19 protein-coding genes, 1 tRNA gene and 1 rRNA gene are annotated in these 22,796 nt (G+C 51.8%); 3 read left to right on the top strand and 18 right to left on the bottom strand.

Going from position 1 to position 22,796, the window contains the following annotated elements; all coding sequences use genetic code 11:
* Positions 1-167: 167 nt before the first annotated feature.
* The 6 genes from SAQUA_RS01610 to pepQ form a co-directional block, all read right to left on the bottom strand.
* Positions 168-243 (bottom strand) — tRNA-Glu (locus SAQUA_RS01610).
* A gap of 206 nt (positions 244-449) precedes the next feature.
* Positions 450-1,992, bottom strand: a 16S ribosomal RNA gene (locus SAQUA_RS01605).
* A gap of 445 nt (positions 1,993-2,437) precedes the next feature.
* Positions 2,438-2,959 (bottom strand): menaquinone-dependent protoporphyrinogen IX dehydrogenase, encoded by a 522-nt coding sequence (hemG, locus tag SAQUA_RS01600; RefSeq protein ID WP_380673652.1) that lies wholly within the window; start codon positions 2,957-2,959, stop codon positions 2,438-2,440.
* A 21-nt stretch (positions 2,960-2,980) separates the two neighbouring features.
* On the bottom strand, positions 2,981-4,432 hold the full coding sequence (gene trkH / locus SAQUA_RS01595) for a Trk system potassium transporter TrkH (RefSeq protein ID WP_380673653.1): 1,452 nt from the start codon (positions 4,430-4,432) through the stop codon (positions 2,981-2,983).
* A gap of 35 nt (positions 4,433-4,467) precedes the next feature.
* Positions 4,468-5,082, bottom strand: a complete 615-nt coding sequence (locus tag SAQUA_RS01590; protein ID WP_380673654.1) for an IMPACT family protein — start codon at positions 5,080-5,082, stop codon at positions 4,468-4,470.
* Complete coding sequence (pepQ, locus tag SAQUA_RS01585) at positions 5,082-6,413, bottom strand: Xaa-Pro dipeptidase (protein ID WP_380673655.1); 1,332 nt, start codon at positions 6,411-6,413, stop codon at positions 5,082-5,084. Before pepQ ends, SAQUA_RS01590 begins: the two co-directional genes overlap by 1 nt.
* 321 nt (positions 6,414-6,734) lie before the next feature.
* Here pepQ and fadB point away from each other — a divergent pair, with 321 nt between their 5' ends.
* Positions 6,735-8,927, top strand: coding sequence for a fatty acid oxidation complex subunit alpha FadB (gene fadB, locus SAQUA_RS01580; protein WP_380673656.1), 2,193 nt, complete (start codon positions 6,735-6,737; stop codon positions 8,925-8,927).
* Between the two features lie 10 nt (positions 8,928-8,937).
* On the top strand, positions 8,938-10,101 hold the full coding sequence (fadA, locus tag SAQUA_RS01575) for an acetyl-CoA C-acyltransferase FadA (RefSeq protein WP_380673657.1): 1,164 nt from the start codon (positions 8,938-8,940) through the stop codon (positions 10,099-10,101).
* A 145-nt stretch (positions 10,102-10,246) separates the two neighbouring features.
* Here the strand turns inward: fadA and fre are convergent, their stop codons facing one another.
* From fre to pepE, 3 genes are all read right to left on the bottom strand, one after another.
* The gene (gene fre / locus SAQUA_RS01570; protein ID WP_380673658.1) at positions 10,247-10,948 is read right to left on the bottom strand and encodes an NAD(P)H-flavin reductase; all 702 of its coding nucleotides are present in this window, start codon (positions 10,946-10,948) and stop codon (positions 10,247-10,249) included.
* Between the two features lie 50 nt (positions 10,949-10,998).
* Positions 10,999-12,495: a 4-hydroxy-3-polyprenylbenzoate decarboxylase gene (gene ubiD / locus SAQUA_RS01565; RefSeq protein WP_380673659.1), complete on the bottom strand. Its 1,497-nt coding sequence runs from the start codon at positions 12,493-12,495 to the stop codon at positions 10,999-11,001.
* A gap of 291 nt (positions 12,496-12,786) precedes the next feature.
* On the bottom strand, positions 12,787-13,512 hold the full coding sequence (pepE, locus tag SAQUA_RS01560; RefSeq protein ID WP_380673660.1) for a dipeptidase PepE: 726 nt from the start codon (positions 13,510-13,512) through the stop codon (positions 12,787-12,789).
* 378 nt (positions 13,513-13,890) lie between these two features.
* Between pepE and rfaH the strand changes: the two genes are divergently transcribed.
* Entirely contained in the window at positions 13,891-14,379 is a 489-nt protein-coding gene (gene rfaH, locus SAQUA_RS01555; RefSeq protein ID WP_380673661.1) for a transcription/translation regulatory transformer protein RfaH, read from the top strand.
* 42 nt (positions 14,380-14,421) lie between these two features.
* Here rfaH and hemB read toward each other — a convergent pair whose 3' ends face one another.
* The 9 genes from hemB to rmuC form a co-directional block, all read right to left on the bottom strand.
* A complete protein-coding gene (gene hemB / locus SAQUA_RS01550; RefSeq protein WP_380673662.1) occupies positions 14,422-15,444 on the bottom strand; it encodes a porphobilinogen synthase in 1,023 nt (340 codons plus the stop codon).
* A gap of 14 nt (positions 15,445-15,458) precedes the next feature.
* Complete coding sequence (gene tatD / locus SAQUA_RS01545) at positions 15,459-16,241, bottom strand: 3'-5' ssDNA/RNA exonuclease TatD (RefSeq protein WP_380673663.1); 783 nt, start codon at positions 16,239-16,241, stop codon at positions 15,459-15,461.
* 42 nt (positions 16,242-16,283) lie between these two features.
* Positions 16,284-17,051, bottom strand: coding sequence for a Sec-independent protein translocase subunit TatC (tatC, locus tag SAQUA_RS01540; RefSeq protein WP_380673664.1), 768 nt, complete (start codon positions 17,049-17,051; stop codon positions 16,284-16,286).
* A 3-nt stretch (positions 17,052-17,054) separates the two neighbouring features.
* Positions 17,055-17,612 (bottom strand): Sec-independent protein translocase protein TatB, encoded by a 558-nt coding sequence (gene tatB, locus SAQUA_RS01535; RefSeq protein ID WP_380673665.1) that lies wholly within the window; start codon positions 17,610-17,612, stop codon positions 17,055-17,057.
* Positions 17,613-17,615: 3 nt separating this feature from the next.
* Complete coding sequence (gene tatA / locus SAQUA_RS01530) at positions 17,616-17,876, bottom strand: Sec-independent protein translocase subunit TatA (protein WP_380673666.1); 261 nt, start codon at positions 17,874-17,876, stop codon at positions 17,616-17,618.
* 229 nt (positions 17,877-18,105) lie between these two features.
* Positions 18,106-19,737: a ubiquinone biosynthesis regulatory protein kinase UbiB gene (ubiB, locus tag SAQUA_RS01525; protein WP_380673667.1), complete on the bottom strand. Its 1,632-nt coding sequence runs from the start codon at positions 19,735-19,737 to the stop codon at positions 18,106-18,108.
* Positions 19,734-20,342: an SCP2 domain-containing protein gene (locus tag SAQUA_RS01520; RefSeq protein WP_380673668.1), complete on the bottom strand. Its 609-nt coding sequence runs from the start codon at positions 20,340-20,342 to the stop codon at positions 19,734-19,736. The genes ubiB and SAQUA_RS01520 overlap by 4 nt, the downstream gene beginning before the upstream one ends.
* Before the next feature lie 14 nt (positions 20,343-20,356).
* Complete coding sequence (gene ubiE / locus SAQUA_RS01515) at positions 20,357-21,112, bottom strand: bifunctional demethylmenaquinone methyltransferase/2-methoxy-6-polyprenyl-1,4-benzoquinol methylase UbiE (protein ID WP_380673669.1); 756 nt, start codon at positions 21,110-21,112, stop codon at positions 20,357-20,359.
* An 84-nt stretch (positions 21,113-21,196) separates the two neighbouring features.
* Complete coding sequence (rmuC, locus tag SAQUA_RS01510; RefSeq protein WP_380673670.1) at positions 21,197-22,732, bottom strand: DNA recombination protein RmuC; 1,536 nt, start codon at positions 22,730-22,732, stop codon at positions 21,197-21,199.
* Between the last annotated feature and the right edge of the window lie 64 nt (positions 22,733-22,796).

Raw genomic sequence — 22,796 nt, 5'->3', positions numbered from 1 at the left:
CTCTGACAGGTTAGTTCTTATCTCAATAGTTCTACGGAGAGATAAGTTTCAGCTGTCAGGTTTCAATTTTCAGCTTGTTCCAGATTGTTAAAGAGCAATATCTTAAACATGACTTGGAAGTCATCTTTAAGATATTCGGTGATAATGTCTTTCACTCATTATCGGATTGGCGTCCCCAAGGGGATTCGAACCCCTGTTACAGCCGTGAAAGGGCAGTGTCCTAGGCCTCTAGACGATGGGGACCCGAAATTCGCTTATCGGATCAGTGATCCGATAATTTCGGGTAAAGGTGAGATTTTTCAAGAAAAATCGAGCGCCATTGTGGTTTGTCACTGCACTTGACAGCCACAAACCGCACAGCACTTAACCACCCATACCACAGGTTTTTTGCTCATTACTTTTCATCAGACAATCTGTGTGGACACTGCACTCAACTGCATATCTTTAGGTAAGGAGGTGATCCAACCGCAGGTTCCCCTACGGTTACCTTGTTACGACTTCACCCCAGTCATGAATCACAAAGTGGTAAGCGCCCTCCCGAAGGTTAAGCTACCTACTTCTTTTGCAACCCACTCCCATGGTGTGACGGGCGGTGTGTACAAGGCCCGGGAACGTATTCACCGTAGCATTCTGATCTACGATTACTAGCGATTCCGACTTCACGGAGTCGAGTTGCAGACTCCGATCCGGACTACGACATACTTTATGAGGTCCGCTTGCTCTCGCGAGGTCGCTTCTCTTTGTATATGCCATTGTAGCACGTGTGTAGCCCTACTCGTAAGGGCCATGATGACTTGACGTCATCCCCACCTTCCTCCGGTTTATCACCGGCAGTCTCCTTTGAGTTCCCACCATCACGTGCTGGCAACAAAGGATAAGGGTTGCGCTCGTTGCGGGACTTAACCCAACATTTCACAACACGAGCTGACGACAGCCATGCAGCACCTGTCTCACGGTTCCCGAAGGCACTAAGCTATCTCTAGCAAATTCCGTGGATGTCAAGAGTAGGTAAGGTTCTTCGCGTTGCATCGAATTAAACCACATGCTCCACCGCTTGTGCGGGCCCCCGTCAATTCATTTGAGTTTTAACCTTGCGGCCGTACTCCCCAGGCGGTCGACTTAACGCGTTAGCTCCGGAAGCCACGCCTCAAGGGCACAACCTCCAAGTCGACATCGTTTACAGCGTGGACTACCAGGGTATCTAATCCTGTTTGCTCCCCACGCTTTCGCACCTGAGCGTCAGTCTTTGTCCAGGGGGCCGCCTTCGCCACCGGTATTCCTCCAGATCTCTACGCATTTCACCGCTACACCTGGAATTCTACCCCCCTCTACAAGACTCTAGCTTGCCAGTTTCAAATGCAGTTCCCAAGTTAAGCTCGGGGATTTCACATCTGACTTAACAAACCGCCTGCGTGCGCTTTACGCCCAGTAATTCCGATTAACGCTTGCACCCTCCGTATTACCGCGGCTGCTGGCACGGAGTTAGCCGGTGCTTCTTCTGCGAGTAACGTCAATGAATGGTGCTATTAACACCAAACCCTTCCTCCTCGCTGAAAGTGCTTTACAACCCGAAGGCCTTCTTCACACACGCGGCATGGCTGCATCAGGCTTGCGCCCATTGTGCAATATTCCCCACTGCTGCCTCCCGTAGGAGTCTGGACCGTGTCTCAGTTCCAGTGTGGCTGGTCATCCTCTCAGACCAGCTAGGGATCGTCGCCTAGGTGAGCCATTACCCCACCTACTAGCTAATCCCATCTGGGCACATCCGATGGTGTGAGGCCCGAAGGTCCCCCACTTTGGTCCGAAGACGTTATGCGGTATTAGCCACCGTTTCCAGTAGTTATCCCCCTCCATCAGGCAGTTTCCCAGACATTACTCACCCGTCCGCCGCTCGCCGGCAAAGTAGCAAGCTACTTTCCGCTGCCGCTCGACTTGCATGTGTTAGGCCTGCCGCCAGCGTTCAATCTGAGCCATGATCAAACTCTTCAATTAAAAGCTTGATTTGCTGCAACTCGTGCAGCGATGCTCGAAAATTAACTTTCGTAATAATTCATTCGCATGAATTACTGCTTGGTCACTCTTCAAGACTTGATATTTTTTTGCTGCCGAAGCAGCTGGATATCGTCTTGTGAGTGCCCACACAGATTGTCTGATAAATTGTTAAAGAGCGTCGGTTACCGTTATGTTTCTCGGTAACGCGGGAGGCAGATAATACGCTTTCCCGCTGAAGAGTCAAGCCTTTTTCTTATTAAGAAGTGGTGTTTTCACCGGCTTGCTGCTTCCTGGCTGGGCGACTTGTCAGTCGTTGTTCCCGGTCAGTGGAGGCGCATTATAGGGAGTTCTGAGAACGCCGCAACCCCTAATTTCAAAAAACTTTTCAAGCGCGGCTTTTTTCAGCAAAACGCTGCACAAGGCAGCGTTTTTGTCACTTTTCGTACTAGAACCGGCTTAAATCCTGGGCGAAGCGGTCCACCTGCTGCCAATCTGTATATTCAACTTCTTTGCTGGTATCAGTCTCTCCACCAGTCATCTTCATAATGAAACGGATCATAATACGGTCAAACCAGCGATAGCGTGGATAACGCAACGCACCAGCAAACACGGCGCACTGTTTTGGTTGCCAAGGCGACGACAGCAAGAACTTGCGGGTGTAGACATTGGTTTGTGGCGAACGTTTCTCAGGTTTACGCGCAGTCAGATTAACGGCAAAAAATGCACTTGGCATTTGATTCAGTTGCGCAGCATGGCGCTTAACAAACCTCATCAATGCAGGGGGGAAATGGCCGTAACGAACAGAGGCACCTATTAGTACCTGCTGATATTGAGCCAACTCTACAGTATCTACCTGCTGCAGATCGAGAACGTCAAAATTCAGAGTGTCCTGCAATTTGTTAGCTATATAAGAAGCAATAGCGCGAGTTTGTCCGTCGCGGCTCGAATAGAGAATCAGTGCCTTCATGGCGTTACTCCTTTGATAGATTCACTCACGCCAGAAGGTTGGCGTAAAAAGAACCAGCAGCGTAAAGACTTCCAAGCGACCAAACAGCATGGTCAATACCAATATCCACTTTGCAGGTGGTGGCATGGTAGTGAAGTTATCAGCGACAACACCAAGACCTGGCCCCAAGTTATTGAGCGTGGCCGTTACTGCAGCAAAGGCAGAAAAGTCATCAACACCGGTGGCAATGATAGCCAACATACTAACGATAAATACCAGAGCATAAGCAGAGAAGAATCCCCACACGGCTTCAAGGATACGTTCGGGCAGCGCACGCCTACCTAGTTTAATGGTGTAAACCGCATTCGGGTGTACCAACCGTTTCAACTCACGCGTTCCCTGCAGATACAGTAACAGGATACGGATCACTTTTAGACCACCACCGGTAGAGCCTGCACAACCACCTATAAATGCGGAGCAAAGCAGCAGCATAGGCAAGAACAGGGGCCATTTCGAAAAACTGTCGGTAGTGAAACCGGCGGTTGTCGCCATAGATACGACTTGGAAGAAAGCCTGATTGATGGTTTCCATCCCACTTTTATACACGCCGTTCCACCACAGTATCACGCTACACACCAGCACCAGAGTGAACTGCACAGCAATGAACATCCGGAATTCTGGATCTCGCCAATACACTTTCAAACTTCGCCCACTCAGCAATGCAAAATGAAGACCGTAGTTACAACCAGAAATCAACAGAAAAATGGCAACAATAGTATTAATGGTTGGACTGGCGAAGTAGCCAATGCTGGCATCATGAGTGGAAAACCCACCGATGGCGATGGTTGCAAAACTATGACCAATAGCATCAAACGCCGACATGCCTGCCCCCCAGAGCGCCAGCGCACAGGCAACCGTCAGTAAGACATAGATCAGCCACAAGGTTTTAGCCGTTTCTGCAATACGCGGTCGCATCTTGTTGTCTTTCAGTGGGCCAGGCATCTCCGCCCTATATAACTGCATTCCACCAACACCGAGGATGGGCAGAATGGCAACTGCCAGAACAATGATCCCCATGCCCCCCATCCACTGCAACATCTGGCGATAGAACAGAATCGCTTTAGGTAGAGAGTCCAGCCCAACCAGCGTTGTGGCACCGGTGGTGGTTAAACCGGAGAAAGACTCAAAGAAGGCATCCGTTAGAGAGAGACTGGGGCGCTCAGCAAACAGGAAGGGCAATGCCCCTACGCTGCCCAACACCGTCCAGAACAGCACTACGATCAGAAAACCCTCACGCGGCTTTAATTCGTGTTTTTGCTTACGATTTGGCCACCACAGTATCAAACCAATCGTAACTGCCACAAAGAAGGTCTGGCTAAATGCCCTGCCAGCTCCGTCACGGTATATCAATGCCACCAGACCGGGAATAAACATGGTCCCGGAAAACAGGATGACCAGCAGACCCACAATGCGGGTTATGGCGCGAAAATGCATTTCAGCACGATCCTTAGCAATTCAGTTGGTGGGAATTATTGCGATATAGGGATTAATTGCAAATTTCCGCGACTTTGATCACGTAGTTTACTTTCAAATGCCTCAACCCCCGATGCCGGTAAAGCCAAGCGCAGCATAACGGCAGCACCATATTCCCCATGCACAATTCGCCCTTCATTCTGTTGCAGTAAATTCTCTACCACGGCCAACTGGGCATAGTCGCATAGTAAATTGTATTCAACCTGCGGCACCTTGTAGCTGACGGTCAGTTGTTTCAACGCTTGCTGTACACCACTGCCGTAAGCTTTCACCAAGCCGCCAGTGCCCAGCTTGATACCACCATAGTAACGCACAACAACGGCAGTTATTTCGCCAATGCCACTACCTGCCAATTGAGCAAGTATAGGCTTACCTGCTGTCCCCGAAGGTTCACCGTCATCAGAGAACCCAAGTTGCTGCGAATCACCCGGTGGACCGGCAACAAAAGCCCAACAATGGTGCCGGGCCGTTGGATGTTCTGCTCGCACTTGCCGGATAAAAGCCTTAGCCGCATCCACCCCGCAGGTAGGCACCAGCAGGGTGATGAAACGGCTTTTCTTGATTTCCTCACTGACGCTGATTGCCGCGACAGGGACTGGGTAAGGTTGCATCAGGCCAGATTCAGATCACGCGTCATATTCTCGATGCGCTTCTCATGAACCACGATGTTATCTTCGATACGAATGCCACCATAAGGTTTCAGTGCGTCGATACGATCCCATGCAAAATGTTTGCTGAGTTCACCTGTACGCCACGGTGCCAGGAGGGATTCTATGAAATAAAGGCCTGGTTCAATGGTCAATACCATCCCAGGTTGCAAGACCCGGGTGCAACGCAGGAAAGGATACTTTGCTGGGGCTGCCAGATGAGTGCCTGTCTCGTCTTGCATAAATCCGGCAACGTCATGCACCTGCAACCCAAGCGGATGGCCTAGCCCGTGGGGCAGGAATGGGCAGGTGACACCTTGCTCCACCATTGCTTCCTCGCTGATACCACTTACCAGTTTGTGTTTTTTCAAAAGCTTGGCAAGCCGCTGGTGCATCTGGAGATGATAATCGGTGTAACGCACTCCAGCTTTCATCGTACCAATCAAAGCCAATTGTTCATCATTGAGGTCTTTCACCAAGTGTGCGAAAGCATCATCACCTTGCTTAGCATAAGTCCGGGTAAGATCAGCAGCGTAGCCATTGTATTCCGCACCAGCATCTATCAGGAAACTACGGAATTCAGACGGCGGCTGATTATCCAGTTTAGTGTAATGCAGCACTGCCGCATGTTCGTTCAGCGCCACTATGTTGCTATAAGGCACATCCGTATCACGATGGCCGGTTGCTGTCAGATAAGCCAGGTTGATGTCGAATTCACTCATACCGGACTGGAAAGCTTCATGGGCAGCACGATGCCCTAGTACGGCAGTTTTCTGCGCTTCACGCATACAGGCCAATTCATAGCCGGTTTTGATCGAACGATGAAAATCGAGGTAATTGAGCACCCCCTGCGGGTTGATATTCTCGGCACTGATCCCGAGAGAAAGCGCACGCTGCTGCGCATAGCCAATGTAACCTACACGCTCACGCAGCGCTGGTAGCTGGCTGGCAATATCATCCGGATTGCTCAATGGCAGCAGCTCAATAGACTGGGTCCAGAAACTTTTCGGTAATGGCTCCACGCTATGCCAGTAATCCACTGGGGAATAGAACCACAGCTTGGGTTTACTGACACCGTCCACCCACAGCCAGCAATTCGGCACAGAAGTGACGGGCACCCACGCTTTGAAGTTGGCATTCACTTTAAATGGATAGTGATGGTCATCCAGAAAGACGCGCTGCAGCTCTCCGGAATGGATCAGCAACGCATCAAGTTTATTGCGATCCAGGACTTCACGCGCCCGTTTTTGCAGCGTAGCCAGGTGGTCGTTATACAAAGAAGCCAGCGTTTCCATCACAGTACCCTTAATACCCTCAGAACGAAGGGTGCCATCTTAGCACACTGATTCTACGCTCCAACCCCATCGATTCTTGCTTGCGGCGCACTTCGCAAACATCCGAAAAACAGCTAAACATTTTAGCGGCAAGGGGATAATACTGTTGAACGCCAAGATCTATGATAAAAAATAAATTTTATTTTTATTAGTTAGTTAACCGTTCGCCCTGTGATCAAGTTTGCAAATATGCAATCTATAATTTGCAAATTGTTAACATAAAAACCACACTCCTCATCATCTGGTCATACCAGATCATATGCGCTGATTCAGGAGATAGACATGCTCTACCAAGGCGAAACACTACAAGTACACTGGCTAGAAAACGGTATTGCCGAGTTGGTGTTCAATGCTCCAGGCCCGATAAACAAGCTGGATACCAGCACCGTTGCCAGCCTGGGAGCTGCACTCGACGTGCTTGAAAAGCAGGCAGCACTAAAAGGTCTGTTGTTACGCTCCTCCAAGAGCGCATTCATTGTGGGTGCCGATATTACCGAGTTTCTCTCGCTATTTGCCGCGCCTGCCGAAAAGCTGCACGAGTGGCTAGTGTTTGCCAACTCAATATTTAACCGCCTGGAAGACCTTCCGGTGCCAACCATTGCAGCTATTAATGGCTATGCATTAGGTGGCGGTTGTGAATGCATTCTGGCAACCGATTTCCGTGTCGCTTCTCCAGATGCGCGTATCGGTTTGCCCGAAACCAAGCTTGGCATCATGCCAGGCTTTGGCGGTTCCGTTCGCTTGCCGCGTCTGCTGGGTAATGACAGTGCGCTGGAGATCATCGCCGCCGGGAAAGATATCGGAGCTAAAGACGCACTAAAAGTTGGTTTGGTAGACGCAGTGGTCGCGCCAGAGAAACTGGTAGAAGCTGCACTGAAAATCCTGCATCAAGCGATCGATGGGCAGCTTGACTGGCGTGCCTACCGTCAACCGAAGCTGGAACCGCTAAAACTCAGCCCAGTAGAAGCTGCGATGAGTTTCACCACAGCTAAAGGCATGGTGCTGCAAACCGCTGGGAAGCACTATCCTGCGCCGATGACCGCAGTGAAAACCATCGAGGCTGCCGCCAAGTTGGGCCGCGACGCCGCATTGCAGCTGGAAACAGCCAGTTTTGTTCCCTTGGCTCGCTCAAACGAAGCTCGCGCTCTGGTCGGTATTTTTCTCAACGATCAGTTCGTGAAAAGCCAAGCGAAAAAGTTGGCGAAGGGTGTTGAAGCGCCTAAACAAGCGGCCGTGCTGGGTGCCGGGATTATGGGAGGCGGTATCGCCTATCAGTCTGCGCTGAAAGGCGTTCCGGTGATCATGAAAGATATCAGTGACGCCTCGTTGACACTTGGCATGGGTGAAGCGGCAAAGTTGCTGAATAAACAATTGGAGCGCGGCAAGCTGGACGGTTTACAGATGGCTCAGGTGCTATCAACTATTCAGCCGACACTGAATTATGCCGGTATTGAGCGCGCCCAATTGATCGTTGAAGCAGTAGTAGAAAACCCGAAAGTGAAAGCAGCCGTATTGTCTGAAGTAGAAGGGTTGGTTGGCGAGAATACCGTTTTGGCCTCAAACACTTCAACGATCCCGATTACTCATCTGGCGAAGTCATTGAAACGGCCACAGAACTTCTGCGGGATGCACTTCTTCAACCCAGTACATCGCATGCCGTTGGTGGAAATAATTCGTGGTGAACAAACCAGCGATAGCACCATTGCTGCCGTTGTCGCTTACGCCACTCGCATGGGCAAAACGCCAATTGTGGTCAACGATTGCCCCGGTTTCTTTGTTAACCGCGTACTGTTCCCGTACTTTTCCGGTTTCAGTTTACTGCTGCGAGATGGTGCCGATTTCCGGCAGATCGACAAAGTGATGGAAAAGCAATTTGGCTGGCCAATGGGCCCGGCTTATCTGCTAGATGTCGTGGGTATTGATACTGCTCACCACGCCCAGGAGGTCATGGCTACCGGTTTCCCTGAACGAATGGGTAAAGATTATCGCGATGCTATCGACATCATGTTCGAGCAAAAGCGCTTCGGCCAAAAAAATCAGTTAGGTTTCTATCGCTATAGCCAAGACAGTAAAGGCAAGCCACGTAAAGATAACGATGAGCAGACCGTTGCTCTATTGGCGGAAGTCTGCCAGCCAGCGCAAACCATCAGCACCGAAGAGATCATCGCCCGTATGATGATCCCGATGATCAACGAAGTGGTGCGCTGTTTGGAAGAAGGTATCATCGCCAGCCCGGCTGAAGCTGATATGGCGCTGGTGTATGGCATCGGTTTCCCTCCATTCCATGGTGGTGCATTCCGTTACCTGGATACGCTCGGCACGGCTAATTACGTTGAAATAGCACAGCGTTATGCCCATCTGGGCGCACTGTATCAGGTACCTGCCGGTCTGCGTGCCAAGGCGGAACGTAATGAAAGCTACTATCCGGTGGTGACGGCAGCGCTGTCTGATATCACCACTGGCCAACCGGCATGAGGTCATAAAGATGGAAAACGTAGTTATTGTTGATGCCGTACGTACGCCAATGGGGCGCTCAAAAGGTGGGGCTTTCCGTCAGGTACGTGCCGAAGATCTTTCTGCTCACCTGATGCGTGCCGTGTTAAGCCGTAACCCGGCAGTGAATGCCGCTGAAATTGATGACATTTACTGGGGATGCGTGCAGCAAACGCTGGAGCAGGGCTTTAACATTGCCCGTAACGCTTCACTGCTGGCGGAGATCCCACATAGCGTCCCTGCGGTGACGGTTAACCGTCTTTGCGGTTCATCAATGCAGGCACTGCACGATGCCGCTCGCGCGATCATGGTCGGTGACGCACAAATCAGCCTGATTGGCGGCGTGGAACATATGGGTCACGTACCGATGAACCACGGTGTAGATTTTCACCCTGGTTTGAGCCGCACCGTGGCGAAAGCGGCCGGAATGATGGGGTTGACCGCAGAGATGCTGGCCAGAATGCATAACATCAGCAGAGAAATGCAGGATGAGTTCGCTGCACGTTCACATCAGCGGGCGCATGCCGCAACGCTGGCGGGTTATTTCAAGAATGAAATCATCCCCACCACTGGCCACGACGCCGACGGTGTACTGACACGTTACGACTATGATGAAGTGATCCGTCCGGAAACCACCGTTGCCAGCCTGGCTGCGTTGCGCCCAGCGTTCGATCCGGCGAGTGGAACCGTAACGGCGGGGAGTTCTTCCGCGCTGTCAGACGGCGCTTCTGCCATGTTGATCATGAGCGAATCGCGTGCCAAAGCGCTCGGTCTGAAAGCCCGCGCCCGCATCCGTTCAATGGCGGTTGTGGGGTGCGATCCTTCGATCATGGGTTATGGTCCGGTACCTGCCAGCAAGCTGGCGTTAAAACGCGCAGGTCTGAGTTTACAGGACATTGACCTGTTCGAATTGAATGAAGCTTTTGCAGCCCAGTCCCTCCCTTGCATCAAAGATTTGGGGTTACTGGAAACCATGGACAATAAGGTCAACCTTAACGGTGGGGCAATTGCTCTGGGTCACCCATTAGGCTGTTCGGGTTCCCGCATCTCCACAACGTTGCTGAACAATATGGAGCGTCGAGACGTGCAGTTCGGCCTGGCGACCATGTGTATTGGTTTGGGACAAGGGATTGCTACAGTATTTGAACGTGTTTAGCAGTGTCTGATTAGATGCCTTTCAGGGCATTAAAAGTGTTTAGTTGCCGTACTTCCCGCCTGTCAGGGGCGGGTTTTTTATTTTTAAATCCATACTGATACAAATAAAAACGGGGCAACACCTGGTCACCCCGCTGTACTGCCGATCAGATAAACGAGAAGGCATCACCAAACATATGAGCCTCCAAAGCACCACGCTCCGCACAGAAGCGCTCGCGGGCAATTTTCGCCATTTCAAAACGGCCAGCGATATAAATATCGTGCTCCGCTAGCGAACCAAAATCCTGCAACACTGCACTTAATACCGTACCGCTACGGCCACGCCAGTCGTTTTCCGGCTGCTCAACTACCGGGATCACCTTCAGATTAGGGTACTGCAGCGAGATGGCCTCCAACTCGCTGAGATCATAAAGATGTTTCAGTTCACGCCCACCCCAATAGATGGAAATATCGCGTTCCGGCTGCTGTTCTAAAGCCGTCAGCAGAATGGAGCGAACATAAGAGAACCCGGTACCACCTGCGATCAGTACCAAAGGACGGCGGCTTTCTTCCCGCAGCCAGGCATCGCCGTGCGGAATATCCACGGTAATAGCCTGCTCCTTCAGCACGCGATCCATCACGGCCATCGCATACAGGTTCAGCTCGGAAGCACCAATATGTAACTCGATATAGTCCTGCTGCATCGGCGTTGAAGCAAGAGAGAACGGGCGCTTGTCACGCTCGTCCATCACTACCATCAGGTATTGCCCTGCTTTGAACGAAAACGATGCCTCTGGCACCAGGCGTACTCGGTAAACGGTATCGGTAATGGCCTCTACGGAGGTCACTTTACAGCTCAATGTTGTCATGCGTTCCCTCTGTCGGGTCATCAATGCAAGACTGAGAACAAATACTGGCTCTAAAGCGTCGGTTCTCTGTCACTGAATATGGCAAGTTCATCCCAGATTTCATCAATGCGCGCACGCACCTTATCATCCATCTGAATAGGACGGCCCCACTCGCGCTGGGTTTCCCCTGGCCATTTATTAGTCGCATCCAGCCCCATCTTCGACCCAAGACCGGAAACAGGTGAAGCGAAGTCAAGATAATCAATCGGCGTATTCTCTACCAACACGGTGTCCCTTGCCGGATCCATCCTGGTAGTGATCGCCCAAATCACATCCTTCCAATCACGCGCATTTACATCGTCATCGCATACAATAACAAATTTGGTATACATAAATTGGCGTAGGAAAGACCAGACTCCCATCATTACGCGTTTTGCATGCCCTGCGTACTGTTTTTTGATGGTAACTACCGCTAAACGGTAAGAGCACCCCTCCGGCGGCAAGTAGAAATCGACGATTTCCGGGAACTGCTTTTGCAGGATTGGCACCAGTACTTCGTTCAGTGCCACGCCTAAAACCGCTGGCTCATCCGGCGGACGGCCAGTATATGTAGAGTGATAAATAGCGTCACGCCGCTGGGTAATATGGGTAACGGTAAATACCGGGAAGTTATCGACTTCATTGTAATACCCGGTATGGTCACCATAAGGGCCTTCAGGCGCCATTTCCCCTGGTTCGATATAACCTTCCAGCACAATTTCCGCGCTCGCTGGAACTTCGAGATCGTTTGAAAGGCATTTAACCACTTCGGTTTTGTTACCGCGCAGAAGCCCGGCAAAAGCGTATTCAGAAAGGTTATCCGGTACTGGCGTCACCGCCCCCAGAATAGTAGCTGGATCGGCTCCCAGCGCGACAGCCACCGGGAAGCGTTCCCCAGGGTGAGTCTGGCACCACTCCAGATAATCGAGCGCGCCTCCACGATGTGACAGCCAACGCATAATCAGCTTGTTTTTACCCAACACCTGCTGGCGATAGATACCCAGATTCTGGCGTTCTTTATGCGGGCCACGCGTAACGGTTAGCCCCCAGGTAACCAGTGGTGCAGCATCTTCAGGCCAGCAATGCATTACCGGAATACGCCCAAGATCGACATCATCCCCCTGCCATACCTGCTCCTGGCAAGGGGCCGAGCCCAGTACCTTGGTTGACATATTCATCACTTGCTTGAATTTAGGCATTTTATCAAACAGATCGCGGAAGCCTTTTGGCGGCTCTGGCTCCTTGAGAAACGCCAGCAGTTTGCCGACTTCACGCAACGCACTGACCTCCTCCTGCCCCATTCCCATCGCCACGCGTTTAGGCGTGCCGAACAGGTTACAGAGCACCGGCATGTCATAGCCTTTCGGATTTTCGAACAACAGCGCCGGGCCACCCGCGCGTAACGTGCGATCGGCGATTTCTGTCATTTCCAGATAGGGATCAATCGGCTGGCTGATGCGTTTTAATTCGCCTCTCTTTTCCAGCAACGAGAGGAAGTCGCGTAGGTCACGGTATTTCATGCAGGCCATTACACCATTGATTTATAGTAGATTTAAATACGTGAGTGCGGAAATCCTCACTTTAACCCACATTTATTTAACTGCCTGATTTTAAGGCATTTCGCCACTGCCGGCTAGATTAACAGACTCTCGCTGCGTCAGCCAACTTTACCCCTGCAGCTTTGGGTTGTCACCACAATGATGCAGGTCATCCCCTGCTTCAATTTTAACTGATTTCGATAATCAAAATCCTGATGGCTGGCAGAAATCACCAGAGCCAGCCAATCATAATTAAATGAATGCAGACTGTAGATCCGCACCTCAGTGGCAGGTAAACGGCACTAACGGGCGTAACGCCAAGGTATCGTGATACTCCTGCGTTTCAACACCGTGGCGGAACACCTTGAAGCCCTGCTGTTTGGCACTGAAGTAATGCAGCTCGTTACCACTGACATGCAGCAGACTACCCTCACGCAGCGCCACCACCGATTCACTGGGGTTAACCGCGCAAAACTCAGCTAAGCGCTCATCGCGGGTTTCCCCCATGTGGCCGCTAATGTGGGCATCGATATAGTGCGGGTTAATCTGCAACGGGAATAGCCCCAGTGCAGGTAACACGACGCTGTTACGTACCGGCATATCGTTAGTGGTGCGAATACTTGGCGTCGCTACGTTGCAACCCGCACTCCAACCTATGTAGGGCACTTGGCGTTCACGTACCGCACGCTGGATCGGCACAATCAAACCTTTTTCATGCAGCATCTGATTCAGCATCCAGGTATTTCCCCCACTGATCAGAATGCACTCGGCCTGCGCAATCGCCTCTGCCGGTGATTCGGCATGGTGAATACTGGTAACCTTGATGCCCAACGTTTGTGCTAAGTCCTGTGCACGCTGGTCGTAATCACTGCGGATCAACGCATAAGGAATTAATACGGCAGAAGTGATTTTACGGCGTTCAATCATAGCTAACAGCTGGCTTTTGGCATAACCCAGCAGTTCCGCCTCACCGGATAGTTTGCCGTTACTCAGCAGAAATAGTTCCATGGTTTTTCCTCGGTTCAGAAATGATAATGACGTCACATCGAACAGTTTTTCGCTTACCATACTGTGACAGTGGCAATTTTCAGGCCTATTGTTATACCTGATTGGGGCAGATAATTGTGTGACTTTATGCTGAACGAAGGGAATGAGATTGTGCCCCTACGTTTCAATTTATTGTCCGCGAACCCCGTTCATAGCGTGATCCCATTAACCCGTTGTACTCTTGGTGTCAGCCTTGATAGCCGACTCTTGGGCTTACAGCATTACCACAGCTAAAGACCTGAAGCAGATTGTACCAGCAACACATGAAAAAACTGCTTCACTAGGTATCCGTAGTGGCTTTTGGTATGCTTACCGGCTGACAGAAAGGCATGTGAAACTATGGAATCTTGGTATTTACTTTATTGTAAGCGCGGTCAGCTCTTACGGGCGCAGGAACACCTGGTCAGGCAAGAGGTCAACTGCCTGAGCCCAATTATCACCTTGGAAAAGATCGTTCGCGGTAAGCGTACATTGGTCAGTGAGCCATTATTCCCCAATTACCTGTTTGTGGAGTTCGATCCTGAACGTATTCACACCACAACCATCAGCGCCACCCGTGGTGTCAGCCACTTTGTGCGTTTTGGTGCATTACCGACACAGATACCTTTGCAGGTCATCCAAGACTTGCAGGCGCACAATAATGGGCATTATGTCGATCCGGAAACACCACAGCCTGGTGATACCGTGCTGATAATCGACGGGGTATTCGAAGGTTTGCAAGCAATCTATACCGAGCCTGACGGCGAGGCCCGTTCCATGCTGCTGCTTAACCTGATCAACAAGCAGGTCAACCAGAGTATTGATAACCGACAATTCCAGAAGTTATAACGTCAACAGGCACCCTCGGGTGCCTGTTTTGCATGCTACAGATTAACGACGCATTGCGTCATCGTGCAGCCACTGGGCTACGCGTTTGGCAAAGTAAGTCAGAACCCCATCCGCGCCGGCACGCTTAAAGCACAACAGCGACTCCATCACTGCCGGTTGTTCCTGCAACCAGCCATTCTGAAACGCCGCCATATGCATCGCGTATTCGCCAGAAACCTGATAAGCGAAAGTGGGTACGCCGAAGGTATCTTTCACACGCCGAACGACGTCCAGATACGGCATTCCTGGCTTGACCATCACCATATCGGCGCCCTCCTGCAGGTCCTGGGCAATTTCCTGCAGCGCTTCGTCGCTGTTAGCCGGGTCCATCTGGTAGGTTTTCTTATTGCCCCCCTTCAGGTTACCTGATGAACCCAATGCATCGCGGAATGGACCGTAGTAACAGGAGGCGTACTTCGCGGAATACGCCATGATCTGGGTATTTACCATGCCAATCTGCTCCAAGCCCTCGCGGATAGCACCGACACGGCCATCCATCATGTCGCTGGGAGCCACAATCTCTGCTCCGGCTTCAGCATGAGAAAGCGCCTGTCGCACCAGAATTTCTTTGCTGACATCGTTGATTACGTAACCGTGCTCGTCGATCACTCCGTCCTGACCGTGCGTGGTATACGGATCGAGGGCCACATCGGTTAACACACCCAATTCAGGTACTGCAGCTTTTAGCGCTCGCACGGTACGTTGTACCAAGCCATCGGGGTTATAGGCTTCTTCCGCATGCAGCGATTTCAAACTGGGTTCAATCACCGGGAATAAAGAGATCACTGGAACGCCGAGTTTGGCGATAACCTCAGCTTCTTTAATCAGCAGATCGATAGTCATGCGTGATATGCCCGGCATGGATGAAACGGCTTCCTGACGGTTGCTACCCTCCATGACAAATACCGGATAAATCAGGTCGTTCACCGTCAGTTGATTCTCCGCCACCAAACGACGGCTGAAATCATGACGACGCACGCGACGCATACGGCGACCAGGGAAAGTACCCGGAAATGCATAGCTCATAGTGTTCTCCTAACTCAGACCAGCCGGAACAGCCGGCGGGCATTCTCATCAGTTTTCTTGCCCAGCCACTCAGGCTCTTCCCCGCGCCAGGCAGCAACCTGCCGGACAATGTGGGGCAGAAAACAGGGTTCGTTGCGACGAGATGCAGGTTTTGGATGTAAATCCCGGGGCAACAGATAAGGGGCATCGGTTTCCAGCAGCAGCCGATCAATAGGAATTTGCGGTAATAAGGCACGTAATTGAAGGCCACGGCGTTCATCACAGACCCAGCCGGTAATGCCGATCGACAATCCTAACGCCAGACAACCTTGCAATTCTTCGGCAGTACCCGTAAAGCAGTGCACCACAGCGGCGGGCAGTTTATCCAACCACGGTGCCAGCAGCGCAGCAAAACGTGCGTGTGCCTCACGGCAATGCAGGAATACGGGCAGATTGAGCTCAGCGGCCAGCGCTAACTGGTCACTGAAGGCCTTTTCCTGCTGCGCCGGCGTTGAGAAGTTACGGTTGAAGTCCAACCCACACTCGCCTATTGCCACAACCTCTTGCCTTACTGCAAGCTGGTGAATGTGTTGTGCCACATCGTCACACCAACTGCTGGCATCATGTGGGTGTACACCGGCGGTAGACCAGCAAAAACCGGCGTTTTGCCGCGCCAAATGGCTGGCAGCCTCGCTTTGCTGGGCATTGGTGCCGGTGATCAGGATCCCCGTCACGCCAGCGGCGCAAGCGCGCTCGACCACCTGCTGCGCATCTTTGCCAAATTGTGTGCTGGTGAGATTAACGCCGATATCAAACATAGTTTTTTCCAAAGCAAAAACCGCCCATCGGGCGGCTTGGTATCAAGATGCTGGTGGCTCTTCGCCTTCCTCTTCTTCGGCTGGCTTTCGCCGTTTCCCAACGTAGAAGCGGGCACAGAATACTCCGACCTCAAACAGCAGGTACATTGGGATCGCTAACAGGGTTTGCGAGAAGACATCTGGTGGCGTCAACAACATACCCACAACGAAAGCGCCGACCAGCACATACGGGCGTTTCTTTCTCAGATCTTCAGGGGTGGTGACACCGCTCCAGCACAGCAGAATAATGGCCACCGGGACTTCAAAAGCCACGCCAAACGCCATAAAGAGCGCCATGACAAAATTGAGGTAATTGCTGATATCCGTCGCAATCAGCACGCCAGCAGGCGCGGTCTTGGCGAAAAAGCCAAACGCCAGGGGAAACACAATAAAGTAGGCAAAGGCCATTCCCAGATAAAACAGCAGGCTGCTGGATACCAGAAGCGGCATCATCAGGCGGCGTTCATGCTGGTATAACGCAGGGGCAATAAAGGCCCAGAGCTGATAGAGGATAACCGGTGCAGCAACAATCACCGAAACCATCATCGTCAACTTGATCGGGGTAAAGAACGGTGAGGCCACATCAGTGGCAATCATGCTCGCCCCGCTAGGTAACTGCTTGATCAGTGGCGCGGACACCAACTGATAGATATCGTTGGCGAAAAATACCAACACGATAAAGATCACCAGTACGCTGATGATCGAATTCAACAGCCGCTTACGCAGTTCGATCAAATGACTGATAAGCGGTTGGGTATCTTCAACGGCCATGTTTTAACGTTCGCCACTAGGTTGTTGAGACTCAGGGGGTTTTTCCGCCACAGGCTCTTGAATGGCCTGCATTGCAGGGGCTTGTTCCACTTTAGCAACGGGTGCTTGATCCGCCGTTTTTGCTACTGCCACAGGTTTCATAACGGGTTCAGGCCGCGCGGCGGTAACTGGGGTGGGAATTGCAGCATCGGCATGGGCCACGTCGTCGTGGAAGGCTTCAGGATCGGTAGCCTGCGGATTGTGGATCGTATTAGACGGCTTATCATCAACGTGATAAGAATGCTTCAGCGATTCCGCAGCTTCCTTCAACTCATCCATCGACGCTTTGAGCTCTGGTGTCAAATTCTGCAAGCCAGCCTTTTCAACCTTCTTCAGGCTGTCCTGCAGTTCCTGCAGTTTTAATTCCTGTGAAAGCTCATTCTGCACCGAACTAGCCAGAGAACGTAATGCTCTGATCCAGCCTGCAACAGTTTTGACCGCCACTGGTAATCGTTCTGGCCCGAGCACCACCAGGCCGATCACCATCACCAGCAGCAGTTCACCAAACCCAATGTCAAACACGGTTTATACCTGCTCTTTGTTCTTTGACTCTTCCGTTTTCACTTCCGGCTGCTTATCGGTGATAGGCTTGGCCGCAAAGTCAGCATCATTGCTGGTTTTCTCTGTTGTGTTGGTCGGCGGAGTAGTGTCATCACCGATCGCTTTTTTAAAACCTTTGATTGATGCACCGAGATCGGAACCCAACGTGCGGAGTTTATTGGTACCAAACAGCAGCACCACGATCACTGCGATGATCAATAATTGCCAAATACTAATACCACCCATTCCATTTACCTCTACATTAAGGGGTCATTTTACGTTGCCGCATTATACCCGACACACTCCAAGTTGCAGCATTATGCGCAACAACTTGCTAAATTTCCGGTCGCAGCAGCAGCAGTCTTTAACCGGGTTAATCCATTTATACTCTAAAATAATTCGAGTTGCATGAAGGCGGCAAGCCCGAGAGCGGACGCAGCCAACACCCATGCAGCTTGAAGTATGACGAGTAAATTCAAGCGGTGCGTTTCCAACCGATAACCCAGGCAACGACGCCTGCAGCCATAAACCAGGCAGGCAAATCGTCCACGCCCCCCAGCAGCAAAATCGTACCACTTATCAGCAGCGTAGCGCCAACCCCGAACAGGTAGCGTGATTGCCCCTGGCGAAGACGTTGTGCCTGCATCTGCCCAGTCAGCTTGTCCACGCTTTGCTGCAAAAGCTTATGCTGCTGCAGGCTGTCATAAAACAATTCAGGTAATTCAGGCAGTTTCTCTGCCCAGTATGGCGCTTTTTCTTTCAGTGCGCGGATCACCGCCGGAATACCAACCTGATCCCGCATCCAACTCTCAAGGAATGGCTTTGCCGTGGTCCATAAATCCAGTTGAGGGTACAACTGACGGCCTAGACCTTCAACATACAGCAAGGTCTTCTGCAATAAAACCAACTGCGGCTGCACTTCCATGTTGAAGCGACGCGCAGTATTGAACAGATTCAACAACACGTAGCCAAACGAAATCTCCGCCAACGGTTTTTCAAAAATCGGCTCGCAGACGGTACGAATGGCAAACTCAAAATCTTCCACATTGGTATCGCGCGGCACCCAACCGGAATCGACATGCAGCTCAGCCACTTTACGGTAATCGCGGTTAAAGAAGGCGATAAAGTTCTCCGCGAGATAACGCTTGTCTTCCTTGTTCAGAGAACCAACGATGCCACAATCAATACCGATGTAACAGGGATCTTCCGGGTGCTCGAAGCTGACAAAGATATTGCCAGGGTGCATATCCGCATGGAAGAAGCTGTCGCGGAATACCTGGGTAAAGAACACCTGTACCCCACGCTCTGCCAACAGTTTCATATTGGTCCCCTGTTTTTCAAGGGCCTCAATATCCGACACTGGGATACCGTAAATCCGCTCCATGACCAGCACGCTTTCACGGCAGTAATCAGAGTAAACTTCGGGAACATAGAGCATTGGGCTGCCATCGAAATTGCGGCGTAGCTGAATGGCATTTGCCGCTTCGCGCAGCAGATTCAGTTCATCAAGCAGGGTTTTCTCGTACTCGCGAACCACTTCACGCGGACGCAGACGGCGGCCATCGGGCATCAGTTTTGGCACCCAACCCGCCAAGCGGTACATCAGACGTACGTCAGCCTTGATAATCGGCACAATATCCGGGCGGATCACCTTCAAAACCACTTCCTGTCCGGTGCTTTTCAGCAGTGCGGTATGCACCTGAGCGATTGAAGCCGACGCCAGCGCCTGCGGTTCAAAATCATCAAACCAGGTTTCCAACGGCCCGCCCATCGCCAGTTCGATATGTTTGCGCGCCAATGCACCATCAAACGGGGCAACCCGATCCTGCAACAGCATCAGTTGATCGGCAATATGCGGGGGAAAAAGATCGCGGCGTGTCGACATCATCTGGCCAAACTTGATCCACACCGGCCCCAATTCCTGCAGAGCCAGGCGCAGGCGCTCGCCTAACGGTTTGTCTTTATGGCGATTCGGCATCCAGAATAGCAAACGGCGGCCAAAACGCAGCGGCAGCGTCAAACGCATCTTGGGGATCAGTTCATCCAGGCCGTAGCTGAGAAAAACGCTGACGATCAGATAGAAACGACAGATTTCACCAGGGGTCATCGCTTGCCCTCCAACTTGTCCATACGGGCAAGCAACACATCGGCACTGCGGGCAGCAGCATCAACTTCTTCGTTAAACCACACCACTTCAAGTGGCCCAGGTGCCATTCGCCACTCTTCAGTCAACGTCTCCGCCACATAGCGTTGTTGGCTATGCAAACCTGACTTTACCAACCTGAGACCTTTACTGGCGATCTGACCGATCCCTTGCGCTGCAATATCGCCGAAGTAAGGCGCCAGCCACTCTGCCGGATCCCACTCTGCCAGATCGAGCAGCGCCACTAACTGCTGCAACACCTGAATATCGCCTTCGACGATCAGTTCACCACTGCGCATCATCGGCGAAAGCTGCTGACGATCGCGCAATTTCATTAGAGACGATACACCGGTTTGCAAGGTGCAATCTGCTTTGTCCTCGGACTGCCCAAGCACATCCACGCGCTGTTCACTGAAGATCAACACCAAAGGCGTGGCAAGTTCCTGCAGTTCAATTCGCAGCACCTTACCTACCAACCGTTGGCGCACAGATTTCATGCTGCGGTCGCGAAACAGCAGATTATTGAGCGAGGTTTCCAGCACACCGGTCAGTAACGGGGTTAGCAGCATCGGCATTTCCATCATCAGAACTTGTAGCCCCGGTGTAATGCGACGATACCACCGGTCAGATTGAAATAGGTGACGCTTTCGAAACCAGCCGCGCTCATCATCCCTTTAAGCGTTTCCTGGTCGGGATGCATACGGATAGACTCAGCCAGATAGCGATAGCTGTCCGGATCTTTGACCACCAGCTCACCAATTTTAGGCAGCACGTGGAAGGAATAGGCGTCGTAAGCTTTACTCAGCGGTTCCATTAACGGTTTGGAGAACTCCAGCACCAGTAGACGGCCACCCGGCTTGAGCACGCGGAACATAGAGCGCAGTGCTTTGTCTTTATCGGTAACGTTACGCAGGCCAAAAGAAATGGTAATGCAGTCAAAATAGTTATCAGGGAACGGTAGGGCCTCGGCATTTGCCTGCACATAACTGATATTGCCCACGATGCCATGATCGCGCAGTTTTTCGCGCCCCATTTTCAGCATCGAGTCATTGATATCCGCCAGTACTACCTGCCCCTGTTCCCCAACCATACGCGAGAACTTGGCAGCCAGATCGCCCGTTCCCCCAGCCAGATCCAGCACACGCTGACCACGGCGTACACCGCTGCAATCAATGGTAAAACGCTTCCAGATCCGGTGAATACCAAACGACATCAGGTCGTTCATCACGTCATACTTTGCCGCTACAGAGTGAAAAACGTTTGCCACCATGGCCTGCTTCTCGTCTCTTGCTACAGTACGAAAGCCAAAGTCGGTGGTTTCCTGCGCTTGATCTACCATTGTCCTGCCTGCTATTCAGTCAATTTAGTGTTTGGGAGTGTACCAGAAAGCGGCAAAATACCCCACCTTGCACGGGTATAACCTCTACGAGGCAGAACCAGGTTCCTCCGCGTCTTCATCGTCTTCACGCAACGCAGCACCGCCATCGTATTGCACTGCCGGATCATCATTGTCACGTTGGGTATCGGCCTGCTGGGCCAACAATGGGTTAATTGGCCGTTTAACCTCGACCCCCAGTGCCCGGAAGCCCTCAATCTGGCCGATAAGATTACCACGCCCTTCGCTCAGTTTGTTCATTGCCAGACGAAAACTGCCCTGCGCTTTATCCAGGCTTTGCCCCAGTGCCGACATGTCGTCAACAAACAGGCGCATCTTGTCGTACAGCCGCGCGGCGCGATCGGCAATACGCTGTGCGTTCTGACTCTGATGCTCATAACGCCATAGATTGCTGATAGTACGCAGAGCGACCAACAGAGTGGTAGGGCTGACCAGCATGATGTTGTGCCGCAACGCTTCACCAATCAGGTCCGGCTCGCGGTCTATCGCCAACAGAAATGCAGGCTCCACCGGGATGAACATCAACACGTAATCCAGTGAGCGTAAACCCGGCAACTGCTGATAGTCCTTGCGGCCCAACAGCCGGATATGCCCACGCAGCGAACTGATATGCTCATTCAACGCCGCCTCACGATCGCTATCATCCTCACTGTTAAAGTAACGTTCGTAGGCCACCAGCGACATCTTGGCGTCGATCACCACGTCCTTGCCCTGAGGCAAGCGCACAATCACATCGGGCTGCATACGGCTTTGATGATCCACGCGCACATTAACCTGTGTTTCATACTCGTGTCCTTCGCGCAAACCAGAAGCCTCCAGCACCCGGCTCAGAACCACTTCTCCCCAGTTGCCCTGAGTTTTGTTATCGCCTTTCAGCGCCTTGGTCAGGTTGAGTGCTTCACGCGCCATTTGCGCATTTAGTTGCTGCAGGTTTCGGATCTCATGGGTTAACGTATGCCGCTCACGGGCCTCCTGACCAAAGCTATCCTGCACCTGACGGCGAAAACCGTCCAACTGCTCGCGGAGCGGTAACAACAGACGATCCAGACTCTGTTTATTTTGCTCATCCACCTTGCGGCCACTGTTTTCAAAGATACGGTTCGCCAGATTCTCAAACTGGGTGGTCAGGCGTTGTTCACTGTTGATCAATAGCCGCTGCTTTTCTTCCGCCGCCATACGGGTCTCTTCCAGACGAATAGTCACTTCACGTAGCTCGGCTTCTTGTGCACTGATGACTTCACGCTGCGCCCGCAGTTCCTGATTCAACAGTTCGCACTCATTACGCCAGTGGTTGAGTTGCTGCAACCTCTCCTGCCCGGCAGCAAGTTGGCTATGTAACGTACGCAATTCCAGATCGTTTTGCCGCAGTTGCTGATCGCGGCGCTGTAGCTTTTCCTGGCAGGCATCGGTTTCGCTTTGTACCTGCCGCAGAGATTGTTCCAGCAAGCGCAAATCGGTTTCATGCTGAGCGCTGTTCTGCTGCGCCTTCAAGCTGGTAATCAGCCACCCCAGCAGCAGGCCTATCAACACGCCACCAATACCGTAAACCAAACTGGTATCCACCCTGCCTCCCATTAACTATGCAATTCCAGCGCATGTTGCGCCCATTGCCTGCAACGTTAAAGTG

It is taken from the genome of Serratia aquatilis (assembly GCF_044865145.1).
In the GTDB taxonomy this organism is placed as follows: Bacteria; Pseudomonadota; Gammaproteobacteria; order Enterobacterales; family Enterobacteriaceae; genus Chania; species Chania aquatilis.
This window is presented reverse-complemented; position numbering and strand designations above follow the sequence as displayed.